This window comes from Pseudoalteromonas sp. MMG010, assembly GCF_018100905.1.
Classification (GTDB): domain Bacteria; phylum Pseudomonadota; class Gammaproteobacteria; order Enterobacterales; family Alteromonadaceae; genus Pseudoalteromonas.
Genome location: NZ_JAGJEG010000013.1, coordinates 26563 through 43391, shown reverse-complemented (window position 1 = coordinate 43391; position 16829 = coordinate 26563). Strand labels below are relative to the sequence as shown.

The 16829-nt window shown below is 37.0% G+C and carries 20 protein-coding genes; 14 read left to right on the top strand and 6 right to left on the bottom strand.

The window, feature by feature from the left end; genetic code table 11:
* Nucleotides 1-2: 2 nt before the first annotated feature.
* The 10 genes from gspF to J8L70_RS12975 are packed head-to-tail and all read left to right on the top strand — an operon-like array spanning nt 3 to nt 7364.
* On the top strand, nt 3-1238 hold the full coding sequence (gspF, locus tag J8L70_RS13020; protein ID WP_211056030.1) for a type II secretion system inner membrane protein GspF: 1236 nt from the start codon (nt 3-5) through the stop codon (nt 1236-1238).
* A 58-nt stretch (nt 1239-1296) separates the two neighbouring features.
* Nucleotides 1297-1719, top strand: coding sequence for a type II secretion system major pseudopilin GspG (gene gspG, locus J8L70_RS13015; RefSeq protein ID WP_211056029.1), 423 nt, complete (start codon nt 1297-1299; stop codon nt 1717-1719).
* 40 nt (nt 1720-1759) lie between these two features.
* Nucleotides 1760-2344 (top strand): prepilin-type N-terminal cleavage/methylation domain-containing protein, encoded by a 585-nt coding sequence (locus J8L70_RS13010; RefSeq protein WP_211056028.1) that lies wholly within the window; start codon nt 1760-1762, stop codon nt 2342-2344.
* A gap of 2 nt (nt 2345-2346) precedes the next feature.
* Nucleotides 2347-2721, top strand: a complete 375-nt coding sequence (gspI, locus tag J8L70_RS13005; protein ID WP_211056027.1) for a type II secretion system minor pseudopilin GspI — start codon at nt 2347-2349, stop codon at nt 2719-2721.
* Nucleotides 2722-3354, top strand: coding sequence for a type II secretion system minor pseudopilin GspJ (gspJ, locus tag J8L70_RS13000; protein ID WP_211056026.1), 633 nt, complete (start codon nt 2722-2724; stop codon nt 3352-3354). It abuts the gene before it with no gap.
* Nucleotides 3344-4330 (top strand): type II secretion system minor pseudopilin GspK, encoded by a 987-nt coding sequence (gene gspK, locus J8L70_RS12995; RefSeq protein ID WP_211056025.1) that lies wholly within the window; start codon nt 3344-3346, stop codon nt 4328-4330. The genes gspJ and gspK overlap by 11 nt, the downstream gene beginning before the upstream one ends.
* Nucleotides 4327-5535: a type II secretion system protein GspL gene (gene gspL, locus J8L70_RS12990; protein ID WP_211056024.1), complete on the top strand. Its 1209-nt coding sequence runs from the start codon at nt 4327-4329 to the stop codon at nt 5533-5535. The genes gspK and gspL overlap by 4 nt, the downstream gene beginning before the upstream one ends.
* On the top strand, nt 5532-6005 hold the full coding sequence (locus J8L70_RS12985; protein ID WP_211056023.1) for a type II secretion system protein M: 474 nt from the start codon (nt 5532-5534) through the stop codon (nt 6003-6005). Before gspL ends, J8L70_RS12985 begins: the two co-directional genes overlap by 4 nt.
* A 3-nt stretch (nt 6006-6008) precedes the next feature.
* Nucleotides 6009-6767: a type II secretion system protein N gene (locus tag J8L70_RS12980; RefSeq protein ID WP_211056022.1), complete on the top strand. Its 759-nt coding sequence runs from the start codon at nt 6009-6011 to the stop codon at nt 6765-6767.
* Between the two features lie 15 nt (nt 6768-6782).
* A complete protein-coding gene (locus J8L70_RS12975) occupies nt 6783-7364 on the top strand; it encodes a UPF0149 family protein (RefSeq protein WP_211056073.1) in 582 nt (193 codons plus the stop codon).
* 18 nt (nt 7365-7382) lie between these two features.
* On the opposite strand, the gene J8L70_RS12970 is transcribed toward J8L70_RS12975, so the two are convergent.
* Both J8L70_RS12970 and J8L70_RS12965 read right to left on the bottom strand, forming a co-directional pair.
* The gene (locus tag J8L70_RS12970; RefSeq protein WP_211056021.1) at nt 7383-7589 is read right to left on the bottom strand and encodes a hypothetical protein; all 207 of its coding nucleotides are present in this window, start codon (nt 7587-7589) and stop codon (nt 7383-7385) included.
* Complete coding sequence (locus J8L70_RS12965) at nt 7589-7948, bottom strand: hypothetical protein (protein WP_211056020.1); 360 nt, start codon at nt 7946-7948, stop codon at nt 7589-7591. The genes J8L70_RS12970 and J8L70_RS12965 overlap by 1 nt, the downstream gene beginning before the upstream one ends.
* Nucleotides 7949-8355: 407 nt before the next feature.
* Between J8L70_RS12965 and ccoG the strand changes: the two genes are divergently transcribed.
* From ccoG to J8L70_RS12945, 4 genes are read left to right on the top strand one after another with little or no spacing between them, the layout of a single operon-like run.
* Nucleotides 8356-9786 (top strand): cytochrome c oxidase accessory protein CcoG, encoded by a 1431-nt coding sequence (gene ccoG, locus J8L70_RS12960; protein ID WP_211056019.1) that lies wholly within the window; start codon nt 8356-8358, stop codon nt 9784-9786.
* A gap of 48 nt (nt 9787-9834) precedes the next feature.
* Nucleotides 9835-10809, top strand: a complete 975-nt coding sequence (locus J8L70_RS12955) for a serine/threonine protein kinase (protein ID WP_211056018.1) — start codon at nt 9835-9837, stop codon at nt 10807-10809.
* 24 nt (nt 10810-10833) lie between these two features.
* Nucleotides 10834-11457, top strand: a complete 624-nt coding sequence (locus J8L70_RS12950; protein WP_211056017.1) for a thiol:disulfide interchange protein DsbA/DsbL — start codon at nt 10834-10836, stop codon at nt 11455-11457.
* Between the two features lie 16 nt (nt 11458-11473).
* A complete protein-coding gene (locus tag J8L70_RS12945) occupies nt 11474-12112 on the top strand; it encodes a thiol:disulfide interchange protein DsbA/DsbL (protein WP_211056016.1) in 639 nt (212 codons plus the stop codon).
* A gap of 39 nt (nt 12113-12151) precedes the next feature.
* On the opposite strand, the gene J8L70_RS12940 is transcribed toward J8L70_RS12945, so the two are convergent.
* The 4 genes from J8L70_RS12940 to J8L70_RS12925 all read right to left on the bottom strand — a co-directional run bounded on the left by J8L70_RS12940 (nt 12152) and on the right by J8L70_RS12925 (nt 16697).
* Nucleotides 12152-13192, bottom strand: a complete 1041-nt coding sequence (locus J8L70_RS12940; RefSeq protein WP_348772159.1) for an O-antigen ligase family protein — start codon at nt 13190-13192, stop codon at nt 12152-12154.
* A 356-nt stretch (nt 13193-13548) separates the two neighbouring features.
* Nucleotides 13549-14025, bottom strand: coding sequence for a hypothetical protein (locus J8L70_RS12935; RefSeq protein WP_211056014.1), 477 nt, complete (start codon nt 14023-14025; stop codon nt 13549-13551).
* 15 nt (nt 14026-14040) lie between these two features.
* Nucleotides 14041-16026: an EAL domain-containing protein gene (locus J8L70_RS12930; protein ID WP_211056013.1), complete on the bottom strand. Its 1986-nt coding sequence runs from the start codon at nt 16024-16026 to the stop codon at nt 14041-14043.
* Between the two features lie 8 nt (nt 16027-16034).
* Entirely contained in the window at nt 16035-16697 is a 663-nt protein-coding gene (locus J8L70_RS12925) for a transglutaminase-like cysteine peptidase (protein ID WP_211056012.1), read from the bottom strand.
* Nucleotides 16698-16829: the final 132 nt, after the last annotated feature.

Genomic DNA, 16829 nt, shown 5'->3' with positions numbered 1-16829 from the left:
TCATGGCGGCGTTTGAATATCGCGCGTTAGATGGTCGCGGCAAGGAAAAAAAAGGGCTACTTGAAGCGGATACGGCTAAACAAATTCGCCAGATGTTACGCGAACAAAAGTTAACTCCTTTAGAGGTTGTTCCTGCAGGTGATAGTGAAAAGCAAGTAAAGGGAGCTAAAGCCCCTTTATTCGGTAATTTATTTAAGCCTTCTATTTCTACTTCAGATTTAGCCTTAATAACACGTCAACTTGCGACACTGATTCAATCGGCATTGCCTGTTGAAGGTGCGGTTATGGCCGTTGCTGAACAATGTGAAAAGCCTCGTTTAAAACGTATGTTAATGTCGGTGCGCTCGAAAGTGGTTGAAGGGTATACGCTAGCTGATGGAATGAGTGAATTTCCACATGTATTTGACGAATTGTATCGAGCTATGGTTGCCGCAGGTGAAAAATCAGGACACTTAGATCAGGTTTTAAATCGCCTTGCTGATTACACTGAACAACGCCAGCATATGCGAAGTCAAATTACCCAAGCCATGGTTTATCCTATTATCTTAGTCGTTTTTGCGATTGCAATCGTATCTGTTTTATTAGGTACAGTGGTGCCTAAAATCCTTAAAACGTTTGAAAAAACCAAGCAAGTCTTACCATGGACCACTGAATGGGTGATGGCAGCTAGCCATTTTGTTCAGAATTATTGGTTCGTTAGTTTAATTATGATTACGTTAATGGCGGTTGCGATTAAGCATGCACTTAAAAAGCCAAAAGTTCGATTTTGGTATGATGACAAAATATTACACATGCCAGGCATTGGCAAAGTAGCGCGTGGAATAAATACCGCCCGATTTGCTCGTACTTTAAGCATATTATCATCAAGTTCGGTACCGTTACTTGAGGGGATGCGTATCTCAGGTGGCGTATTAGTAAATGAAAAAATTAAACGGGCTGTTGCTGATGCGGCTGATAGAGTAAGTGAAGGCGCAAGTTTAAGGGCTGCTTTACAAAAAACCAAATTATTCCCACCGATGATGCTACACATGATCGCCAGTGGTGAAAAATCAGGTGAGTTAGAACAAATGCTAGAGCGCGCGGCTAATAACCAAGACCGCGAGTTTGAAAGCATGGTTAATGTATCACTAAAGTTACTTGAACCTGCCATGATAGCCTCAATGGCTGTTATTGTATTGTTTATAGTAATGGCAATTTTACAGCCAATAATGGCAATGAACAAAGCTGTAGGGCTTTAATTTATATTTAATGGGGTGTCTCTAGCTCCTTAATTTTTATTTAGAAAGAGGTAGTTACGTGAAAAAACAAACAGGTTTTTCTTTACTCGAAGTAATGGTTGTATTGGTTATTATTGGTATGATCATGTCGATTGTTGCACCTAATATTATGGGCCAACAAGAAGAAGCAGCTATTGATAAAGCGCATTTAGATATTCAACAAATTGAAGATGCAATGAGTCTGTATAAGCTTAAGAATAAAAGCTACCCAAGCACTGAGCAAGGCTTAGAAGCATTAGTGAATAAAACAAGCATCGAGCCTGTTCCAAAGCGTTTCCCTGATGGTGGCTTTATTGATAAATTACCTGAAGATCCTTGGGGTAATCCATATCAACTAATTAGCCCAGGAGAAGTGGGTAAATTTGATATTTTCTCTTTAGGTCCTGATGGTGAAGTAGGGACTGATGATGATATTGGGAACTGGGATGAAGACGAGCAATAATGCACGCTTTTCGTCATATCACTTCTAAGGCTTACTGTTTATGCAAGTAAGCCTTAATCGTATGTCTAAAAAGTGTTTAGGCTTTAGCTTAATCGAAATTTTAGTGGTGTTAGTCATTATTGCTTTTGCAACCAAAATGGTGGTGTATAGCTTAGATGGCGGAGCTGAAGATGAGCTAGATGCTCAAGCACTTCGATTACATACTACCATTAATTTAGCTTCTGAATTCGCTGTGTTGAATCAAGTAGAACTTGGTTTTATGGTCGAAGATGATGTATTTGAATTTTTAGTGTTTGATGGCGAAAAGTGGGTAACTTTAAATCGAGAGGAGCTATTTGCGCCATTGAAGCTTGATGAGCGTATTAAACTGACTTTAAATTTAGATGAGCTTCCATGGGCACAAGATAATTTATTAGAACAATCAAATTGGCGTGAGCTAATGAGTGGTTCTGATGATGACAGCTTATTAGACCTGAAAAAAACCAAAATTCCTCAAGTATTAATTTTATCTTCTTCTGAGGTTAGCGCCTTTCAATTAGTACTTGAATTAAAAGATGAAAGAGAACCTATTTACTTTATTGAAGGTAAATTTAGTGCGCCAGTTGATTTAAGGCGGGAACCCTAATCATGCAACATATTAAAGGCTTTACATTACTAGAAGTACTGGTTGCATTGAGTATTTGCGCGATGGCAGGCATTGCTGCAATGCAAGCAACCGGCGAGCATATTCATCATTTATCTACACTTGAAGAACAAACGTATGGTTCATGGGTTGCTGAAAATGTATTAGTTGAACAGCGTGTTAAAGGCTCTCAGTGGCAAGGAAAAAGTGGCCAACGAGGAACAGAAACATTAGCGGGTGTACCGTGGTATTGGCGCCAAGATGTTGTGGCAACAAGCGATAAAAGTTTTGTTAAAGTGACCATTAATGTTTTTACAGATGAAAAAAATGAGTACCCGGTTTACGAACTTTCAACTTATTTTAATAAAGGTGAAAAGTAAGTGAAGCAACGCGGATTTACCTTGTTAGAAGTAATGGTAGCTTTGGGGATTTTAGCATTTGTAATTATGGCTACTCACCAAATACTTGATTCGACAACGAAAGCAAAAGACGCATCAGATGAAAAAATCACTGAATTAAACGCGCTGCAAACAACATTTAGATTAATGGACCAAGATTTTAGTCAAATGACTAAACGCAAAGTGCGAAATGAATCGGGTGATTTTCAAGAATATTATTTATTAGCAGGGCGCTATATTCTCGATAGCCAATACGATGGCATAGGCTTTGTTAGAGATGGGTGGATTAATCCAATTAATTTATTACCGCGCTCACAGCTACAAGCGGTTGGCTATAGGGTCATTGATGATAATCTAGAACGCGTTTATCGTGTTTATGTTGACCAACTTGATGATATTGAGCCCCGTGTTCAGGTGTTACTTAAAGGGGTTGCCGATTTAACATTTGAGTTTTTAGATAATAAAAACGAATGGCAGTCGCAATGGCAAGTGAAATCACTGCCAAGTGCCGTTGCTGTAACGGTTCAGCAGATAGATGGCGACCCTATTCGTAGGGTGTTTTTAGTCCCCGGTAGTGGCCAGACAGAAGGCCTAGAGGAAGATGATGAAAATTAAATCCTCGCAAGGTGCTGCCTTAGTTATTGTATTATTTATTGTGGCTTTAGCTGCTATATTAGCGGTTGAAATGAGTGCAAATTTAATGGTTCAAGTTCAGCGAAGTACTAATTTGCAAGGGCATCAGCAAGCCAAATGGTATGCCTATGGCGCCGAAGAGTTAGCGATAAAAGCAATTATACAAAGTAAAAAAGATGCACCAGATAAAACCTCATCAGATCAGCTTTGGGCGCAACAAGGAGACACTCCATTTCCGGTTGATTATGGTACTTTAAGTGGCAAAGTAACTGATTTACAAGCTTGTTTGAATTTAAATTCGCTAGCACAAGCGCCAGATGAAACGTTAGCTAGCAAAAGTAATCATGGGCATGTTGCGTTGTTAGCATTGTTAGAAAATATAGAAGATTTACCTTCAGAAGAATCAGAAGAGGCTATGGCTGATAGCGTTCTTGACTGGTTAGATGAAAATAGTGTGGTATATCGCAGTGGTGCCGAAGAAGGTGAGTATTTGTCTCTTGCCTCTCCATATATGACCGCCAATACTCTCTTTGCATCAACCTCAGAACTACGTTTAGTGAAGGGATTTAATCCATTGGTAATGGAAAAGTTATTACCTTATGTATGTGTTATCCCAGGTAACCAGGCATTGGTTATTAATGTAAATACAATTATATCAGAGCAAGCTTTGTTATTAAGCTCGCTTATTGAAAACCTTGATCTATCCGGTGCACAAGCCGTGATTGCAGCCAGGCCAGATTCGGGTTTTGAAAGTAAAGATGAATTTTTTGAAGAAGTACAACAACAAGGTGGTAAAAACTTAACTGACGTTGAAGACTTGTTCGATATTAAAAGTGACTATTTTAAATTACAAACGCAGGCAGAATTTGTTGATCTGCGTTTTTCGATGACCACTTTACTGTATGCCAATAGTGGCAAAGTAACTATACTGGCGCGAAAATTTGGAGGCGTACAGTGACAGAAATATTATTGATCCGCACAGGCTTAAACCTGCAAGATAATCTAACGTGGCTGGTTTATTCACCACAAGAACAAGAAATTATTGCCAGCGGTGAGCTTGCATCAGCAAGTGAATTAAATACGTTGACTGAAAAGTCGGACAACCGGGATGTAATCGTATTATTGCCTAGCGATCAAGTGCAACTAAAAACAATTCCGTTGCCAACAAAGTGGAACAGAAAGCTTGAACAAGCATTACCCTATATGCTTGAAGAAGATTTAGCCTGTGATATTGATGATCTACATATTGCGATTGGCGATCCAGGCATGATTGAAGAGCAACATACAATTAATGTGGGCATTACAGATGCCACGTGGTTTGAGCAATGGTTAGAGGTATTTCGTGAAAATGAAATTACAGCTTATACCGTGCTCCCTGATGCATTATTGCTACCAAACAGTGCGCCTGATGAACTTGCTGGTATTGAACTTAATGACCAATGGTTATTTAAACTCAATGATTGGCATATCGCGGCTGTTGAGCAAAGCTGGTTAGCCGGTTATTTAAGCGCACTGGGTAACCCAGATGTAAATCATTATAGTCCAGTCACTGATTTCCCTGAAGCAGTTACCTTAAAGCCTCAAACTCAAGATTACGATCTTCCTTTGGCGCTTTTTGCTAAACAATTACCGCACGTAAAGTTTAATCTTCGCCAAGGGCGTTATCAGCTGAAGAAGCAAGGGTCGCTTTGGTGGGGGTATTGGAAAAGTGCGGCGATAGCCGCAAGTATTGCCTTAATTTGTAGCATCACTATAAAACTTGTTGAGCTAAATCAATTGAATACCCAAGTTGCTCTGAGTAAAGCACAAGTTGTTGATCGTTATCAACGTGCTTTCCCTGGTACAAAAGTGAGGCCGCAATTAATCCGAAGCCAAATAAAAGGGGCACTTGCTAAAATATCAGGCGGGAGTGATGTTGGCTTTTTATCACTGACAAATGAGTTGGTGAGTGTTTTTAATCAGGTAAACGAATTTACTCCAGAAACATTACGCTATGATAATCGCCGTGGTGAACTACGACTTCGTGCCAGAGCAAAAGATTTTCAAACGTTTGGCAAAGTAAAAAGCATATTAGAGAATAATGGGTTAACGGTTGAGCAGGGGTCGCTCAATAATGATGGAGATTTTGTTGTGGGTGAAATTAAGTTGCGAGGTGGTGCATGAAAAACCAGTTAATTAACTATTGGCGCTCACTTAAAAACCAAGAACAGCAATTAGTAATAGCTGCATCGATTATCTTAGTCATATTTATTTTAGTCATCGGTATTTTTAGGCCATTAAATAGCGCTATAGATGCAGCCCAGCAATCACAAATTAAACAGCAAGAGTTATTAGCATGGGTAGATAGCAGTATTATTAAGCTAAAAGCCGGTGGGGCAAATGCGATTGTAACTAACCAAAATATTAGCCAAGTTGTTAATTCGACTCGAGGGCGGCACAGTATCAGTATTAGTAAAATGCAGCCAAGTGATGGCTCTCTTCGACTGACCTTAGATTCGGTTGAATTTAATAAATTGGTACAATGGTTAGATGAGTTGGTAAACAAGCATGGTTTGAAAATAGAAAACCTCGACCTAAGTAATGATGATAAACCAGGCTATGTACGTGTGAGCCGATTGGTATTAGAGAGCTAATTAATGAAAAAAATAACCTTTTTATCTTTGCTATTTATTATTAGCTTTACTGTTTTTTGTATTATCAAGCTTCCTGCTGCAGTCGTGCTCGATATCGCGAAACCTTATTTTCCTAAGGATTTAAAAGTAGGCACCGTGATAGGTACTGTTTGGCAAGGTCAAGCAATGCAAGTGCGTTACGATAAAGAGCAGTTAAATAATGTTCGTTGGGATATTGCTGGCTGGTCTTTATTTACAGCATCATTAAATGCGAATGTAAAATTTGGCGATCCAAGAGAGCGCAATGATATTTCAGGCCATGGTCATATCGAGTTTGGTCTGTTTAACCACGATCTTAAATTAAGTAAAGCGATTGTTCGCGGGACAGTAGAACGTGCATTAGAGTATGTGCAATTACCTTTACCAGCAACGGCTAAAGGACGTGTGATTTTAACGTTAAATACCTTTACTGTAGGTAATCCATATTGCAGTACTTTAAATGGCGATATTTCTAGCCCTGATATAGATGTAAAGGGGTTAAATGGTTGGTTTAACATTGGGGCATTAAGTGGCGATTTAAGCTGTAAATCGGGCGCTGTGGCGATTAAGGTTGACCCTGATAACAAGTTAGGGCTAGAAGCTGATGCAACTTTAAGTGCGAATTACAACTTCAAAGTCGCGGGCTATGTAAAACCAGATGCAAGCTTACCAAAAGATGTACACGATGCGGTAAAGTTTTTAGGTATTCCTGATGGCAGTGGCCGTTACCCATTAAACTTTTAATATGAGTCTATAATGATGCATTTCCCCGAGTTTACCGAACAACATATTCAACAATTAACTGCTTTTTTAGCAGAGCAACCAAACTCAATGACATTTTCGCAAAGCGAAGGTTATTTATTTGCTGTCATTTGCTCACCTGAGCCACTTGAAGTGCATCAATGGATGGCAAATATCATCGCTGATGAAAATGCAGTTGGTGAAGAGACATTGTTTTTATTTATGGCGCTATATCATAAGATTAGCGAAGCGGTATTTAATACAGGATATAAGCTTCCAGCAGCATTTAATGCTCAGTGTATGTCGCAATGGTGTAATGGTTTTATCACGGGGTCATCGGCTTATAGTGATAAGCTGCTCAAACAAACTCAATTACCGGCTGAATATGTGCAAGCATTAAGTAGTGCTCAAGCTAGTTTAAGCTTTTTTGCGTTAACTTCTGAAGCCATTACAGAAATCGCAAAGCAAAATAATATGTCGAAAGAGCGACTGATTGAGCAACAATATGATTTAATGAAAGATTTTTCATTAGGTTATGCTGAACTGATAGAGGTTGTTGCGGTTAATAGTGGCTTGTATACGGACGATGGCTGGGAATAGGGATGTGCTTGACTGGGTCTAGCCGCCTAGCTCTAAAAGTATATGTGTACAACCTGCCTGACAACTAATTAGACCCTTATTATCGTCATTATTATTTAAATTTAATGATAGTGGCTTGTTACAGCTATCACACTGGATCTCTTGCCCTTGAGCGAGTTTCTTTAATATATTACGTTGGCGATGAAACGAGTTACTGGCTTGTTTATTTATTGCTGAAAAGTCCATTAGTTACTCCGTTTCATATCAAGGGCTACATTTATAGTATTACATACTTGATCTAAACGCTCTTCATAAAAATACAAATTAAGATCGTGCTGCTTACAATAGCGTAAGTGGAATAAGCGAACAGACTCATCACTGGTAAATGTTTTATTGATATACTCTCGCTCTGAATCAGATAGGCGAATTTCTTTGGTTATAAGGTTTTTTGTTAATGTGGCTACAGGAGAGCGGTTTACTTTTGCTGCATCACTTAGGTAGCTTACACTATCACCGAGTAATTGAGCGCGATATTTGTTTAATAGTGGATGATCAATACTCAGCAAAGCAAATAGAATAATTATTAAAATTATAAACTTTTTCATTTTTTAAACCTAAAAATTTAACCGATATTATAAATAAACTTTATAGAAAACAATGCACTATTTAGCTGCATAATAAAGTAAAAAATTGCCTACCTTAATTTGCGATGAATAATACCAGAGTTTAACAATAAAGGGTTAACTATTAACTTAAAGTTCCTACTATGAGTTTAGTTTTTTACATATTATAAATATTTTAAGTAGATATACCTACCCGTGCTTTACTTTGTAAAACTTATCTAATAGATATTTTTATCCATTTATTATTAAAAAAGCTGATATAATCACATCGGTCAGATGTTTCAGAAATATCTGAAAGTATGCGCGGGTCTTTTAGCGTATACTAAAAAATAAAGTGTTGAGAATTTATTAGCATTTTTTACGTTTCCAAACGATGTTGAGGGGCTTCGATGGATAAACAAATAAAAGTTAAAAATATACCGGTTGAGGTAAAAATAGCAAAACCAGAAACCAATGCAGAGGGAGATAGGTTTAATCCTCGAAATCGGATTTATGTTCGTGCAGTAAAAGGGCTACACCAATTATTGAGGCAGCGTATAGGCTTTTTAGGTATGTTGGCTTTTATGGCCCTTCCTTGGGTGAACTTTAATGCTCAGCAAGGCGTGTTATTCGACCTCATTGGTCAAAAATACAATATATTTGGTTTAACATTGTGGCCGCAAGATTTTACTATTTTGGCATTTATTCTAATGCTAGCAGCATTCGCACTATTTTTGGTTACCACTTTTTATGGTCGAGTGTGGTGTGGTTATACCTGTCCGCAAACCGTCTGGACTTTTATTTTTATTTGGTTTGAAGAAAAGTTTGAAGGGACGGCAAATCAACGTAAAAAGCTTGATCAACGCCCAATGGACTTTGATAAATTTTGGCGAAAAACAGCAAAGCATGCAAGTTGGATCTTATTCTCTTTATACACCGCTATTTCGTTTGTTGGCTACTTTACGCCAATTAGAGAATTGCTCCCAGACTTTGTCACCTTTAATACAGGTGGATACGCATTAATCAGTATTATATTTTTCGCAGCATGTACCTATGCTAATGCAGGGTGGATGCGTGAAATTATGTGTTTACATATTTGTCCTTATTCACGTTTTCAATCGGCAATGTTTGATAAAGACACCTTTACTGTAAGTTACAACGAAAAGCGTGGTGAAAGTCGTGGGCCTCGTTCGCGAAAAATTGCTCATAGTGATTTAGACGTTGGTGACTGCATTGATTGTAACTTATGCGTACAAGTATGCCCTACCGGAATTGATATTAGAAACGGTCTTCAAGCTGAGTGTATCAACTGTGGTGCCTGTATTGATGCCTGTGACAATGTAATGGATAAAATGCAATATCCTCGTGGTTTAATTTCGTACACTACAGAGCGCAACCTCGAAACACCAGAAAATAAAACGAACCCACTGCGGGCTAAAATTATTGGTTATGCAGTGATTTTGGTTCTTTTAAGCAGTGCGTTAGTGGCGAATATCGTATTAAGAAAGCCTATGGGGTTTGATATTATTCGCGATCAAAATCAACTTTATCGAGTTGATTTTAATGAGATGGTAGAAAATACCTATACCTTAAAAGTCATTAATAAAGCGCAGTATGAACAAACCTTCACCGTGGCAGTTGAAGGATTAGATAATTTTAAATATATCGGTAAAACTTCATTTACTGTACAAGCCGGTGAATCACATAATGTGCCTTTATCGATCGTGATGGACCCATATGATTTGAAAAAGCCGGTAACAGAGTTTCATTTTGTGCTTTCGCCGATTAATGATAAAACAGTCACCATTACGCAATCGAGCAATTTCTTTAAAGCGCTTTAGTGGCAATCAATATATTAGCGGGGCTCTCCCGCTATTTTGAAGGATAATATGAGTAATTTTAGCTTTGTTGATTTAACACCTGACTTTATTCTCGATGCTATAGAAAGTGTTGATATTTATGCTGAATCTGGGTTGTTGGCACTCAATAGTTACGAAAATAGGGTGTATCAATTTAAAGCACAAGATGGTCATCGCTATGTCGTAAAGTTTTATCGGCCAAACCGTTGGAGTCGGGAGCAAATTCAAGAAGAACATGATTTTGCATTTGAACTTGCTGATGCAGAAGTACCTGTTGTTGCACCTATTAAATATAATGAGCAAAGTTTATTTGAGTACAAAGGCTACTTGTTTACATTATTTCCCAGTGTTGGCGGACGCTTATTTGAAGTTGATAACTTAGATCAACTTGATGTGCTTGGTCGACTGATTGGTCGTATGCATCAAGTGGCAAAAGTGAAAGATTTTTCTCATAGGCCGGTCTTAGGGTGTGAAGAGTATTTAAATACAGCTAAAATTCAGTTACAGGAAAGTAACTTAGTACCAGATAGTTTAAAAAATGCGTTTTATACGATCTTAGACTTGGTGATTAAGCAAACGAAAGAACAGTACAATAATGTTAAATCAATACGTCTACATGGAGATTGCCACGCAGGTAATATATTATGGGCAGGTGATGCATTGATGTTTGTTGATTTAGACGATAGCCGACAAGGGCCGGCCATTCAAGATCTATGGATGATGCTAAGTGGTGATCGACAAACGCAGTTATTACAACTCGACACTTTAGTGACGGCATATGAAGAGTTTTGTGATTTTGATCATAATGAACTCAAACTAATCGAACCTCTTCGTGCTATGCGTATTATTCACTATATGGGGTGGGTGGCAAAACGATGGGATGATCCTGCATTTGTTAGGAACTTTTCTTGGTTTGCAGAAGACAAATATTGGGAGCAGCAAATACTTGCTTTAAAAGAGCAACTCGCCGCTTTGCAAGAAGCGCCATTAAGGCTATTACAATAATTTTATAAATGAGACGAGACAATAATGCTAAATAAATTAAAACTAGGTCTTTTAATACTTTGTTTACCCATTGCTGCATTTGCTGCAAGTTTTGAAGAAGGTAAACATTATGAAACCATTAAAGTAGAAAAAAGTAAAAACTTACAAATCACAGAATTTTTCTCATTTTATTGTCCACATTGTTACAATTTTGAGCCTGTTGCTCATGCGCTTGAGGAAAACTTACCAAAAGGGGCGGTGTTTATTAAAAATCACGTTAACTTTTTAGGTGGGGCATCACCACAAGCACAATCTAACTTAAGTTACGCGTATTTAATTGCAAAAAAACACGGTGTGGAATCAGCTGTAGCAGCTCAAATATTTAACTCTATTCATAAGCTTAGAGCGCCATTACTTAATATCACAGACGTGAAAAAACTCATGGAACTTAACGGAATCTCAAACGAGGTTTTTGATAAAGACTTAGTGAGTATGCCCATCGTTGTTGCTGAACAAGAAATGGAAGATAAGCAAAATCAATACTCAAAACTAGGTGCTTTAACAGGCGTACCTACTTTTATTGTGAATGATAAATACAAAATAAATGTGAATGCGGTTAAAAGCCAAGAAGAACTAAACGAATTAGCCACATTCTTACTAGCACTATAATGAGGAGTTTTAAATAATGATTAAATTAGTAAAAGCTGGATTGCTGAGTCTGTTATTACCTTTAGCGGCTACTAGCTATGCAGCAACATATGAAGAAGGTGTGCATTATAATGTTGTATCTGAGCGAGCAACTAAAAAGCCTGAAGTAAAAGAGTTTTTCTCATTTTACTGCCCAGCTTGTAATAATATGGAAACATTAATTACTGAGTTTAAGCCAAAGCTAGATAGTAATATTAAATTTAAGAAAAGCCATGTAGATTTTGTTGGTGTGCGTAATGAAGAGAATCAGCAAATGATTAGCCAAGCGCTAGCAACGGCAGAGGTTTTACCGCAAAAAGACAAAATAATAGCTGCAATGTTTAATCACATTCACGTAAAACGCGCTAAATTTAATGAGCTTGCAGATGTAAAGGATGTTTTTGTAGCGCAAGGCGTTGATGGTGAAAAGTTTGATAAGCTATACAAAAGTTTTTCGGTACGTACCCTTAGCTCTAAGATGAAACGTGACCAAGCTTTCTATAAAGAAAAAGGGGCGTTACGTGGCGTACCAACCTTTATTGTAAATGGTAAGTATAAATTAAACCTTGGCCGAGATACCGGGTTAACAGAACCAGATGAAATTAGTAAGCTTATTAACTATTTAGCGAATAAGTAAAAAGCAATACCTGAAAAAGCGCCAGTTGTGGCGCTTTTTTTATGCACTTTGCTTTTTATAGGATTTTTCGAAAGGTAAGTGTTTAGCAAGGTAGCTAATCGTTAGAATCAATATAAATACAAAGGAATTGGCCCCTGCTTGTAAGGAGTAATCTACAGCACTGTGTAATAGCATGTGTATAATAGCGACCGCACAACCAAATGCGACCCCTTGATAAAACCCCGTTTTTCTTTTAATCATCACATAAGCACAGTTTATTAAACTAAATAAAATAAATGCTCCCAGCGCTAATGTCATTGGTATACCTAGCTCTACCGAAAATTGTATATAATCATTGTGTGCATTGTCGTAATAGCCAGAATAGGGTTGAGTTTGGTAGGGCATAAATGCAGTATAGAAGCTCCCACCACCGGATCCTAACCAGGGCTTGGCAAGTATCAGCGTGACAGAATCTCTGACTACCTCATCTCTTGTTTCTGATGCTAGGCTGGTTTCTACAAGCCTATCTTTTACTTTTTCTACTCCAAATAGAGCGCCAACAATAATGAAATCAAGGACAAAGAAACTGATAATTAAAACCCGTAAATAATGCGGCTTCTGACGATAAAAAAAGATAGAGAAAAAGCTAACTAATGCTAATGCAATGAAAAATGCAGAATTTCCCATGCGACTACGCGTAAGTATTAAGCCGACGATCATAATGATTAATGCTAAGCGCAAAGCAACCTTATTGCTTAACATTATACGAGATAGATCTCTTAATAATTGAATAGGCGTTTTCTGTCTATTCTTTATCTTAAGCTCACTGATCAACACACCTATTCCTAGCGCTAAACACATGGCGAGGTAATTTGCTAAAAAATTAGGATATGTAAAAGATCCTACCGCTCTTTGGGTATAAGGTGAGTTAAACACTAAACTGTTTATATTAGGTGAAAAATTTAAGTACGTGGCGTATATAGCTTGGCATACGCCGCTGCCGATAAGCGTAAAAATCACTAACCTTATTCGCTTTATAGTATTACAACGGCAAAATACCAACCAACTAAATAATAATAAAAATACGGTTTTAAGAGCCATGCTTGTTGTTTGATATGGATCAATTGAGGCTACGCCCGTATGCGGAATGAGTTGGATACATAATATGAATATGACAGCCATTAAAATTGACAGTAATGGCCAACTATAACGTGGCGGATAGAGCTTATAATTATGTGTGCTATTGGGAATTAAACAACTTATGCAGTGCAATATAAAAACAAAGCAAATATAACAGCCGATAGCAAAAATAGCCCAAGGTCTATAGCTCCCTAATGGGACGGGTAATAAAAAAATTAGAGCACACAGGCTCATAAAAATAAGTTTATGCAAAATGATTACGGACTATAAAAAACAAAAGAAAATAAGCCCTATTGGGCTTATTGTGTGGTTAAAAACTACAGTTCAGAGATACCTGAATCACCGCCGCCGCCGCCATTACCAATAGGTATGTTTGGTGCGGTAATATTGCCAGGGGTTGCATTTCCTGGCCCCGCGGCAGTTGCCTGTGAGGCAACAGTTGGATCGACACCAGCGGCAATAGCAATAACAGTAATGGTATCTGCATCTAAACAACCAAGCGCACTCTTTTGTAGTAACTCTTCTATGAGTTCATGCTCGGGCCCTAATTTATCAATTAAGATAGCGAGTAAACGCTGTGCTAAATCTGAATTATCCATACACGCGTACTCCATTGATACGTTAAGTAATGCGAGTATGTTCGAAGGCTCTTTTTCTATTAATGTATCAATGACTTGCTCTATAGGTGTGTTACTTTCAACCAAGTCATAAAAACGTTGTTGTAAAGTATTTTGCGCACCATAAAGTGAAAATGAACTTACGCATAAAAGTATGGTGATATATTTTAAATTCATACCAAATCCCTCAGGTTAATTTAATAAATGTAAAATGTTTGGTGAAAAGGCAAACGACTTTACATCGTTTTCCATTCTTACCGGTGATTGAATCATTTGGCCCTGTAAGCCGTCGCACCCTAAGTTATCAAGTGTTGTAAATGTGTCTTGATCTTCAATTAGGCATGCTAAAACTTTTATACCAAAGCCATGGCAAATTGTGTTTACGGTATTAATAAAAAACTGGCTTTGAGTATTATTATTTACATCTTGTATGTAACTACCATCGAGTTTGACAAAGGTAATATCTAAACCTTGTAAATATTTAAATGATGTTAAGCTGGTGCCAAAATGTTCTATACAAACAGATATGCCAATACGTCTGTAACATTGAATACTTCGTTTTGCAGCTGCAACATCGTGTAGTAATGATGATTCGTTTATTTCAAATGTTAGGTTTTTTTGGATACAGGGATTTCGTTTGGCGAACTTTACTAGCCAATCTAAAAACTCTTCACAGTACAGTGTGGCGTGGCTAATATTTAAAGCAAATAGCCAGTTCGGGAAATGTATTTTATTTTCTATGAAGTCATTGATCAGCTTTTTGTCTAGCTCTATGGTGAGATCTAATCGTTCAGCCATCGCAAATAGGTGGCTATTGTTAATTAGTTTTCCTTCATGATTAAACTTCGCAAACACTTCAAAATAATGCGCTTTTTTAGTTTTTGTATTTAGCACCGGTTGCAGTGAATATTCTATATGGGCACTTTCAAGAATTTCATGTATAACATTTTTCCATTGAGACACACTAAATGTATTATCAACAGGATTATTCACTTGTTGTGAATGTGTGATTGTAGACCCAATATCTAATGTAGATAGTGTATGCGATAAAGAGTTAGGTGAGGCTAAAGTTAAGCTTGCTGAGTGGGCAAACCCAAGCGCGTAACGTGTATGACTTTGTTGTTTAAACTTATCATTTAATTGACTTTTATGTTCTATTAATAACTCTTCAGCAAATGGCGCTATGACAATAAATGAACCTCCAGCAATACGAAATACCCGGCACGTTTTAATAGCAGAAAATGTTTTTAAAATAATATCTCTTGCGGTTAATACATATTCATCTCCCGATTGATAGTTTAATTCTAGATTAATGGAAGGCAAAGAAGGCAGTGTAATTAAAAATAAAGTCATAGGTTGTTCTTCATCGATTGACTTTGACAGTGCAATATAATGATTTTCAAATGCTCGTCTATTTCCACATTGTGTGAGCTTATCTATAAATAATTGTGAGGTAAGTCTTTGTGTTTGTTTTGTCAGCGAATCAAATGTGTGGTGTAAATTACTTACCATGTTATTAATTGCTAATGTCACCGTTCGCAATTCTTTAGTAATTGGCAGGGGGGAATTAAGCGTAAATTGTTTTTGTGTTACCAGTTTGGCTTGGTGAGTCAGTTTTTTTAAAGGTTGCAACACAAACGATAAAATTATAATAGTAATAATTATGCATAAAATAAGGACTAGAATTGCGCCATAAAAATTATTTTTGCTTTGTTCCCATAATTTTAAATATGAAATTCCAGGGTGACTGGTCACGTATAAAGTTCCTGCTATTCGCCATCCCGAATTAACTTCGGAGCTGCGAATTGGGGTGTTTAGCTCAAAAGCGTCAATAAACCAAGTCGGAACACTTTCAACTGATTTTGGACTACTGCGAGTAATAAGAACTTTCCCTTGTGGATCAATAAATTCTATTTTTTGATAATACCCAGCATCAAAGATTGCCGATACCATGGTTTGTGCAACAACCCTATCATCGGGAGCTAAATAATGAGTAATAGATAGCCCTAAGCTGTTGGCTGTATCTTGGGCATGAATACTCATTTGTTGTTGTAAATAATCTCTCATTGTATCTATAGAAATATACAACCGACCTAAGAATGACAATAAGGCAAACAGTACAATCAAGCTAATAAATTGAGTTTTTAAACTAAGTCCATTTTTTAAAAATAATTTCATGCTCTTCTCTAATTTCTATTTACTTGCAGCGTTTCAATACGATTCAGCATTAAATTCCAGTGGCTGAATCCCTTATTTTTAGTGTTAATTTTGACACCGAGCCCCTTTGCTTTTGCAAGCCATAAACCTTGAGCATTAAAACTATAAATAGGCTTTAAATCTTTGCGTTTATTTGCTGGTAACAAAGCTGTTTTATAATTATCCAATACATAAGGCACGGTGTTAGGCTCTGAAAAATAAATTAGCACCATGTGAGGTTCATTTATTTCTAATTGCCTTACATACATTAATCTTAACTTTACTGGTGCAACGCCTAAGGCTAGTAAGCTAAAGTATTTTGCAATTGCGTAATCTTCACAATCCCCTGCACCTTGAGCTAACGTTTCGATAGGTGTGGCCCAATAATCATTTTTCTTCCATAAAGTTAAATCTGAGCGATATGTTATGTTTTTATTAAAGAAATCATTTACTAAATGTAACTTTTGCCACTCAGAGCTTAATTCAGATTTTTTTAAAAACGCCAGCCAACCCTTTGTTCTTTTCACGCTATCACTGGAGTATTGTTGATTAATTTTTTTGAGTACTTCCACAGAGAGTAATTTTAAAGTGATATCGTTTTTTGCAACTACACAACAAGTTAATATTAATAAAATAAGTAAGCCTCCTTTCATTCTATTTACCTATTATTTATCAAGCTTGTTGTATATCTATTAATTTAGCGTAATTATTGGTTCTTTAGTAGTATTTATTTGTTTTTGTATTTTGTTTTTATATTTTTAATTACTAAATTTTATATTAAACAG

Coding starts and splice junctions, on each gene's coding strand:
- J8L70_RS12930 (WP_211056013.1), bottom strand. CDS start 16,026: ATGAAATTATTTTTAAAAAATGGACTTAGTTTAAAAACTCAATTTATT.
- J8L70_RS12925 (WP_211056012.1), bottom strand. CDS start 16,697: ATGAAAGGAGGCTTACTTATTTTATTAATATTAACTTGTTGTGTAGTT.
- J8L70_RS12950 (WP_211056017.1), top strand. CDS start 10,834: ATGCTAAATAAATTAAAACTAGGTCTTTTAATACTTTGTTTACCCATT.
- J8L70_RS12955 (WP_211056018.1), top strand. CDS start 9,835: ATGAGTAATTTTAGCTTTGTTGATTTAACACCTGACTTTATTCTCGAT.
- J8L70_RS12980 (WP_211056022.1), top strand. CDS start 6,009: ATGAAAAAAATAACCTTTTTATCTTTGCTATTTATTATTAGCTTTACT.
- gspF (WP_211056030.1), top strand. CDS start 3: ATGGCGGCGTTTGAATATCGCGCGTTAGATGGTCGCGGCAAGGAAAAA.
- J8L70_RS12985 (WP_211056023.1), top strand. CDS start 5,532: ATGAAAAACCAGTTAATTAACTATTGGCGCTCACTTAAAAACCAAGAA.
- J8L70_RS12975 (WP_211056073.1), top strand. CDS start 6,783: ATGCATTTCCCCGAGTTTACCGAACAACATATTCAACAATTAACTGCT.
- J8L70_RS12940 (WP_348772159.1), bottom strand. CDS start 13,192: ATGGCTCTTAAAACCGTATTTTTATTATTATTTAGTTGGTTGGTATTT.
- gspI (WP_211056027.1), top strand. CDS start 2,347: ATGCAACATATTAAAGGCTTTACATTACTAGAAGTACTGGTTGCATTG.
- ccoG (WP_211056019.1), top strand. CDS start 8,356: ATGGATAAACAAATAAAAGTTAAAAATATACCGGTTGAGGTAAAAATA.
- J8L70_RS13010 (WP_211056028.1), top strand. CDS start 1,760: ATGCAAGTAAGCCTTAATCGTATGTCTAAAAAGTGTTTAGGCTTTAGC.
- J8L70_RS12945 (WP_211056016.1), top strand. CDS start 11,474: ATGATTAAATTAGTAAAAGCTGGATTGCTGAGTCTGTTATTACCTTTA.
- J8L70_RS12935 (WP_211056014.1), bottom strand. CDS start 14,025: ATGAATTTAAAATATATCACCATACTTTTATGCGTAAGTTCATTTTCA.
- J8L70_RS12965 (WP_211056020.1), bottom strand. CDS start 7,948: ATGAAAAAGTTTATAATTTTAATAATTATTCTATTTGCTTTGCTGAGT.
- J8L70_RS12970 (WP_211056021.1), bottom strand. CDS start 7,589: ATGGACTTTTCAGCAATAAATAAACAAGCCAGTAACTCGTTTCATCGC.
- gspK (WP_211056025.1), top strand. CDS start 3,344: ATGAAAATTAAATCCTCGCAAGGTGCTGCCTTAGTTATTGTATTATTT.